A 7,234-nucleotide genomic window follows, 5' to 3' on the forward strand; every position below is an offset into this window, starting at 1 on the left:
AAGTCGCAGGCAGGATTTTTGCGAGCACGCGGTCGTAAGTAGCGAATTTCGTGAAGATCGACGGGAGACATTTAGGGACACCCCCTAACTGTTTATTTACTGATCAGTATTTTTAAACAAGCTGCTCAATATTATTCATATAAAATATCTATTGAGCAGCTTGTAAATATTATTTAATCATACTTAGTCCTGATGTAATATGGTACCTTTTGTAATTCTTTTTCTGTTCTAATTCGCCATAACAATGGCTGTTTCACTAGGACATTTAACCATGAAATTCGGACACTTTGACGACGATAGACATGAATATATAATTGACACTCCTAAAACACCTTATCCTTGGATCAATTATTTAGGCAGTGAAAATTTCTTTTCTTTAATCTCTAATACTGCTGGTGGCTATTGCTTCTATCGTGATGCACGTCTTAGACGTATTACTCGCTATCGCTACAATAATATTCCGATAGATAATGGGGGACGTTATTTCTATATTAAAGATGGTACTGATTTCTGGAGTCCTGGCTGGAAACCAACCAAAAAAGATTTATCATTTTATGAATGTCGCCATGGTCTTGGCTACACTACCATTACTGGCGAAAGAAATGGCCTTAGAGTTACATCCGACTTCTTTGTTCCCGTTGGACATAATTGTGAAATCCATCATTTGACCATAAAAAATACTAGTCAAAATGAAAAACACCTAAGCCTTTTTTCTTTTATTGAATTTTGTCTATGGAATGCTTGGGACGATCAAACTAACTTTCAACGTAATTTAAATACCGGTGAAGTGGAAATTAACGGTTCAACAATTTATCATAAAACTGAGTATCGCGAGCGACGTAACCATTTTGCTTTTTACTCAGTTAATTCACCAATTGCTGGTTTTGATACTGATCGAGAAAGTTTCCTTGGTGCTTATAATAATTTTGATAATCCTTCTGTAGTCATCGAAGGGCGAGCATGCAATTCACAAGCACATGGTTGGTCCCCTATAGCTTCGCATCAACTTGATATTTCACTGGTTCCTAATTCATCTCGTTCTTTTATTTTCATTCTTGGTTATTGTGAAAATGAAGAAAGGAATAAATGGGAAAAACCTGGTATTATAAATAAATCAAAAGCCAACGAAATAATCTCTCATTTCTCTACTGATGCGGCCGTATTAAAAGCTAAAGAAGATTTACGATCTAGCTGGGATGCACTCCTGTCAAAATATAATATAAAAAGTCATGATCCAAGACTCGATCGTATGGTTAATATCTGGAATCCTTACCAATGCATGGTGACTTTTAATATGTCGCGCAGTGCATCTTATTTTGAATCAGGCATTGGTCGCGGTATGGGTTTTCGCGACTCTAATCAAGATTTAATTGGTTTTGTACATCAAATACCAAAACGCGCTCGTGAACGTATTTTAGACATTGCTGCAACACAATTTGAAGACGGAAATGCCTATCATCAATATCAACCGCTTACTAAAAAGGGCAATAACGATATTGGCGGTGGATTTTATGATGATCCGCTTTGGCTAATCTTTGGTACTTCGGCATATATTAAAGAGACTGGGGATTTATCTATTCTTGATGAGCAGGTTCCTTTCGATTGTAATCAATCTAATACTGCCACGCTGCTTGAACACTTAACACGTTCATATAAGCATGTTCTTAATCATCTTGGTCCACATGGTCTTCCTTTAATAGGCAGAGCTGATTGGAACGACTGTTTAAATCTAAATTGTTTCTCAACTACACCTGATGAATCTTTTCAAACCTATGGTGACCCCGATGGCAAAGTAGCTGAATCTGTATTCATTGGAGGTATGTTTGTATCTATTGCACCACTTTATGCTGAACTGCTAGGTGAAAAAGGAAAGGATACTGAAGCTACTGCTGTTATGCAACAGGTAGAAAAAATGCGCCAAACCATTCTTTCTCATGGATGGGATGGCGAATGGTTCCTGCGCGCTTATGATGCTAATGGTAAAAAAATCGGTAGCCGAGAATGTATCGAAGGAAAAATATATATCGAACCACAAGGTTATTGTATTATGGCTGGCATAGGAGTTAAAGAAGGCTTTGCCAAAAAAGCATTAGAAAAAGTGCAAGAGCACTTAGAGACTCCTTATGGTATTGTATTGAACAATCCTCCTTACTCAAAGTATCATGAAAATTTAGGCGAAATTTCATCTTACCCTCCTGGCTATAAAGAAAACGCCGGAATTTTTTGCCATAATAACCCATGGATAATGATAGCTGAAACTGTCTTAGGACATGGTGATCGAGCTTTTGACCTTTATTCTAAAATTGCTCCTGCCTATGTAGAAGACCGCAGTGAAATTCACCGAATGGAGCCCTACATTTATGCACAAATGATAGCCGGTAAAGATGCAGTTAAACCAGGCGAAGCTAAAAATTCTTGGCTTACCGGTACTGCTGCCTGGAACTACGCCGCAATTACTCAATATATACTCGGTATAAAACCAGAATTGCATGGCATTATAATTGACCCATGTATCCCTGCTAAGTGGAATGGTTTTACCATAACCAGACAGTTTCGCGGAGCTACATATCAAATAGAAATAGTTAATCCCTCGCATGTAAGTAAGGGTATTAGCTCTATAATAGTTGATGGCAAATCCATTGAAGGTAGTTTGATTCCTGATTTTGCAGATGGTAAAACCCATTCAGTTGTAGCTACGATGGGCTAATTAAAGGTGTATTAATGCTAGATTATTTTTATCGATTGCATAGAATTACTAAATTCAACTATTTAATAAAAAGCTGGCGTCAATACTTTGGGCTTATAGCTTTACTATCATTTTTACCTACATTATCTTGCAGTAGTAGCAATACTGCTTATCGTTCTTCTACAAATACCCCTTTAGAATCAATACTAGCAATAAACACAATTAGCCCATATAAGGATGCTTTAAAATTAGCTATTCAATTTTATGACGCCAATCGTTGTGGAAATGAAGTTGCAACAAACAATACTTTTTCCTGGCGTGATAATTGCCACATTAATGATGGTCATGACGTCAATGTAGACCTCACCGGTGGTTTTCATGATGCCGGTGACCATGTTAAATTTGGTTTACCTCAAGGATACACTGCATCAATATTGGGATGGGTGTATTATGAAAATAAACAAATTCTTTTAGCATCTAAAGATGATGCTCAATTATTAGCTACACTGAGACGCTTTACTGATTATTTTTTAAAATCTCATCCTGATAAAGGTATTTTTTATTATCAAGTTGGTGATGGTGGCGCCGATCATGCTTTTTGGGGCACTCCTGAAGAACAAACTGAACCAAGACCTACAAGAAGATATGCTGATGCAAGAAATCCAGCCGCTGATGTCTTAGGTGAAACTGCGGCAGCATTAGCATTAGGATTTTTAAACTTTAAAGATGATAATGAATATGCACAAAAATGTTTGCTCGCCGCCAAAGAACTTTATCATATGGGAAAAACTAATCCCGGCTTAGGCGATGCTCAAGGTTTTTATCAATCTTCTTCATTTTTTGATGATTTATCATGGGCTGCAGTTTGGTTGTATATTGCAACTGGTGAGGAAAAATATCTTAAAGATATTGATAATTTTTTAAAAAAATCAAAAAACAATGCGCCATTTAAAACTTCGACTATGTCTTGGGACAATGTCTTTTTACCTGTAATGCTAAAGATGTATGACATTACAGACGATACTCGTTATAGTAATGCTGTTAAAGATAGTATTGAGTATTGGATAGACTCAATGAAAACTACCCCCGGTGGCCTTAAGTATTATTTGCAATGGGGAGTTTTACGTTACGCTGCCAACGAAGCGATGTTGGCGTTATTTTACACTCGTCGATTCCTTTCACACACATATTATAATTTTGCGCAACAACAAATAGATTATATTTTAGGTAATAACCCACAAAACATTTCTTACATTATTGGTTTTGGTGACAAGTACCCTAAAGAGCCCCATCACCGTGCGGCAATTTCATGTCAAGCTGCCAATATACATAAAAATCGCGATTGTACTCTTTATGGCGCTCTAGTTGGTGGTCCGAATGATAATGACGAATACATTGATGATATGAACATGTATCAATATTCTGAAGTTGCGCTTGATTATAATGCCGGTCTTATTGGTGCACTTTCTGTACTTTCATTTGATAAACAACAATGGCTAAAATAATTATGCCGCTACGCTCAGATTTTCCTGATAATTTTTTATGGGGTACTGCTACGGCTGCCTATCAAATAGAAGGCGCTCACGATATTGATGGCCGCAAGGCTTCTATCTGGGATACATTTTGCAATACCCCAGGAAAAATAAAAAATGGTGACACTGGCAAACAGACCTGTAACCATTACCATCTCTATCAAAGCGATATAGCTATCATGAAAGCGATAGGATTTAATGCTTATCGTTTTAGTATTTCATGGCCACGTGTTATTCCTAACGGACGCGGTACCATTAACCAACGTGGATTAGACTTTTATGATCGTCTTGTTGATTGCTTGCTTGAAAATAATATTAAACCTTGGGTAACTCTTTATCATTGGGATCTTCCTCAGACTCTTCAAGATATTGGTGGCTGGAATAACCGAGACATTGTCTATGCTTTCGTTGATTATGCCCAAGTAATTGCAAGACACTTAGGTGATCGGGTTTCTGCATGGATGACCCATAATGAACCATGGTGCATTTCGTTTCTTGGTAATTATTTTGGTTTGCATGCTCCAGGTAATCGCGATTTAGATACTGCTCTACGTGTAAGTCATCACCTGTTACTGTCCCATGGTTTAGCAACGCAAAGTATTCGTGCAACTATACCAAATGCACAAGTAGGTATTGTGCTAAATCTTGTGCCTGTGTATGCTGCAACAAACGCTGAAGCTGATGTTAAGGCTGCTAGCCGATATAATGGTTTTGCTAATCGTTGGTTTCTCGATCCTCTTTACAGTCGCGGCTATCCATTAGATATGCTTAATTATTATAAAAACAAGGCTTCTAAGTTTGAATCTGTAATTATAAATAATGACTTAAATGCTATTTCTACTCCAACAGATTTTTTAGGAATAAATTATTACTCCAGGTTTGTTGTTAGTGGTTCTCCTCCATCGGGTTTATTAGATTTAAATATATTAAAAGTTGGCAAAGAGCATACTTATCTTGATTGGGAAGTTTACCCTGAAGGTTTAACCGAAATCTTAACTTATATTTATAATAATTATAAACCAAATAAAATGTATGTCACTGAAAATGGTGCCACCTACAACGATAACTCTAATGAGACAGGTTTTGTGAACGATGAAGCACGTAGATTTTATTTAGAAAGACATATTGCTGCCTGCCAAGAAGCAATATTACATGGCATTCCTTTAAGCGGATATTTCATTTGGAGCTTATTAGATAATTTCGAATGGGCTGAAGGTTTTGAAAAACGTTTTGGTATTGTGAGAGTTGATTACCAAACGTTTAAGCGTACTATAAAATCTAGTGGTAATTGGTTAACTTCCTTTTTGCAAAAATGAATTAATCAAACGACGTTCAAATTCTTAATTCTCATTGATACCTCGTTCGATCATAACGCCCAATTTTATATCGCAATTTAATCATAAAAATATTTTGAGCCGTTTTGCTGCTCCTATTGCCTCTTACGTATAGATCATAATTAGGAGTTGTTTATAATATTAGTTAATTATTTTCGCATTTCTATTGCTGTCATATTATTACTGGTATTAATTACTGTAGGATGCTCAAATACCGGTAAAATTACATCTTTAAGTGATGACAAGACAAGCAGTGCAAACTATAACAGCAATACCAACAACTCAAATAATCCAATCTGTATCCTATCAACCACTGCTGAACTTAGTAGCGCCAGGTTTGTGCTGTGGGTTGCAGATCCATTTACAAGATGGCCTTGCGGTAGATTTGATTTATTCGAGGCGTTGTTAAGTTGGGATGCTGAGTATCGACTAGCATTTATGGCGTGGGTATCAGCGCCGTGGTGGGAATGATGAAAATAAAATTAAAAATGAGATCAATAATAGAAGAAATAACAATATTTACAATAATACCAAGTAATACTCAATCATCCATTCTTCGTTGGCGTCAGCGCTAGCGATCGCCGCAAGAAAAGTACTTCTTACATGCTAGCGTAAATTGATGAGGTTTGAAATAGGGAGTCTCTACTAACGAGACACTAAAAGCATAAAAATATCAACTAGTTAATGTCGTTTGGCACCGGGTTTCGCCGGCTCGTAAGGCATTACTCGATGTTCGCTATAAACAAGTAACATTAAAACCACAAAATACTAATAAAGGCAGCCGTGAACCATTTACATTATGGGCTGTTTTAGTTTTAGAAAATGGAACAACGCCAAAAGATGAAAAACCAATTGAATGGATGCTATTGACAAATCGACCGGTCACAAGCTTTGATGATGCACTTAAAGTTATATACGGTTATAGCCTACGCTGGCGAGTAGAAGACTTTCATAAAACCTGGAAATCGGTTTGTAAAATTGAGGAGAGCCAACTTGAGCAAAGCAGTTTCTTGGTTTGGGCTACAATATTGGCAAGTGTTGCTATGCGTGCAGAACGTTTGAAACGTTTAGCCAGAGAAAAGCCTGATGCACTGGCAGCAGAGCATTTCTCTGCTTTTGAGTTAGAGGCTATAGTTATTTTACGGCAACCGCGAGATTATAATCAAAATCGTTCGATATCTCTTGGCCAAGCTGTGCGTTGGGTTGCTGACCTTGGGGGTTACGTAGGTAACAAACGAAGCGGACCACCCGGTTCTATTACCATTGGACGAGGGCTATGTCGTTTAGAGCCCGCTGCTATTGCAATTAGTCGACTTGCTTTAAAGAAAAAACTTGATCAATGCTAAGCGCCAGAGGCGGCGGTTTACCTTAATTCAATTAGAGCTTTTATTCGTAAACACAAATTGTCTGCGAGCACACAGTACCTCTATGATCAGGGCGGTCAAGTAAAAAAATGTTTTGTAGCTGCAATTGATTTTTTAGGTGGAGCCCTGGAGTTTTGAGTTTTTTCACCAAAGTATCGATGCTACTAGAGCTTCTAAAAACATCGCTAGCGCTCGCGGATGTGCAGGTGTAGGCGGCATTAACGCTTTTAACGAAATACCTTTGCTTGCCTGCGATAGCATTATGCGCGTGTGATGCTGCTCGGGTTCTATCGATAACCATAGGGACGACATAAATAA

General features: G+C 37.5%; 4 protein-coding genes and 1 pseudogene. All 5 read left to right on the plus strand.

The window, feature by feature from the left end:
- The first annotated feature begins 271 nt into the window (after nt 1-271).
- Complete coding sequence (locus JW841_03245; protein MBN1959937.1) at nt 272-2,707, plus strand: glycosyl transferase; 2,436 nt, start codon at nt 272-274, stop codon at nt 2,705-2,707.
- A gap of 14 nt (nt 2,708-2,721) precedes the next feature.
- Nucleotides 2,722-4,191: a glycoside hydrolase family 9 protein gene (locus tag JW841_03250; GenBank protein ID MBN1959938.1), complete on the plus strand. Its 1,470-nt coding sequence runs from the start codon at nt 2,722-2,724 to the stop codon at nt 4,189-4,191.
- A gap of 2 nt (nt 4,192-4,193) precedes the next feature.
- On the plus strand, nt 4,194-5,534 hold the full coding sequence (locus JW841_03255) for a beta-glucosidase (GenBank protein MBN1959939.1): 1,341 nt from the start codon (nt 4,194-4,196) through the stop codon (nt 5,532-5,534).
- Nucleotides 5,535-5,681: 147 nt separating this feature from the next.
- Nucleotides 5,682-6,023 (plus strand): hypothetical protein, encoded by a 342-nt coding sequence (locus tag JW841_03260; protein ID MBN1959940.1) that lies wholly within the window; start codon nt 5,682-5,684, stop codon nt 6,021-6,023.
- A 233-nt stretch (nt 6,024-6,256) separates the two neighbouring features.
- Nucleotides 6,257-6,898, plus strand: a pseudogene (locus tag JW841_03265) (IS4 family transposase).
- The last annotated feature ends 336 nt before the right edge of the window (nt 6,899-7,234 follow it).

This window comes from Deltaproteobacteria bacterium (assembly GCA_016931625.1).
Classification (GTDB): domain Bacteria; phylum Myxococcota; class XYA12-FULL-58-9; order XYA12-FULL-58-9; family JAFGEK01; genus JAFGEK01.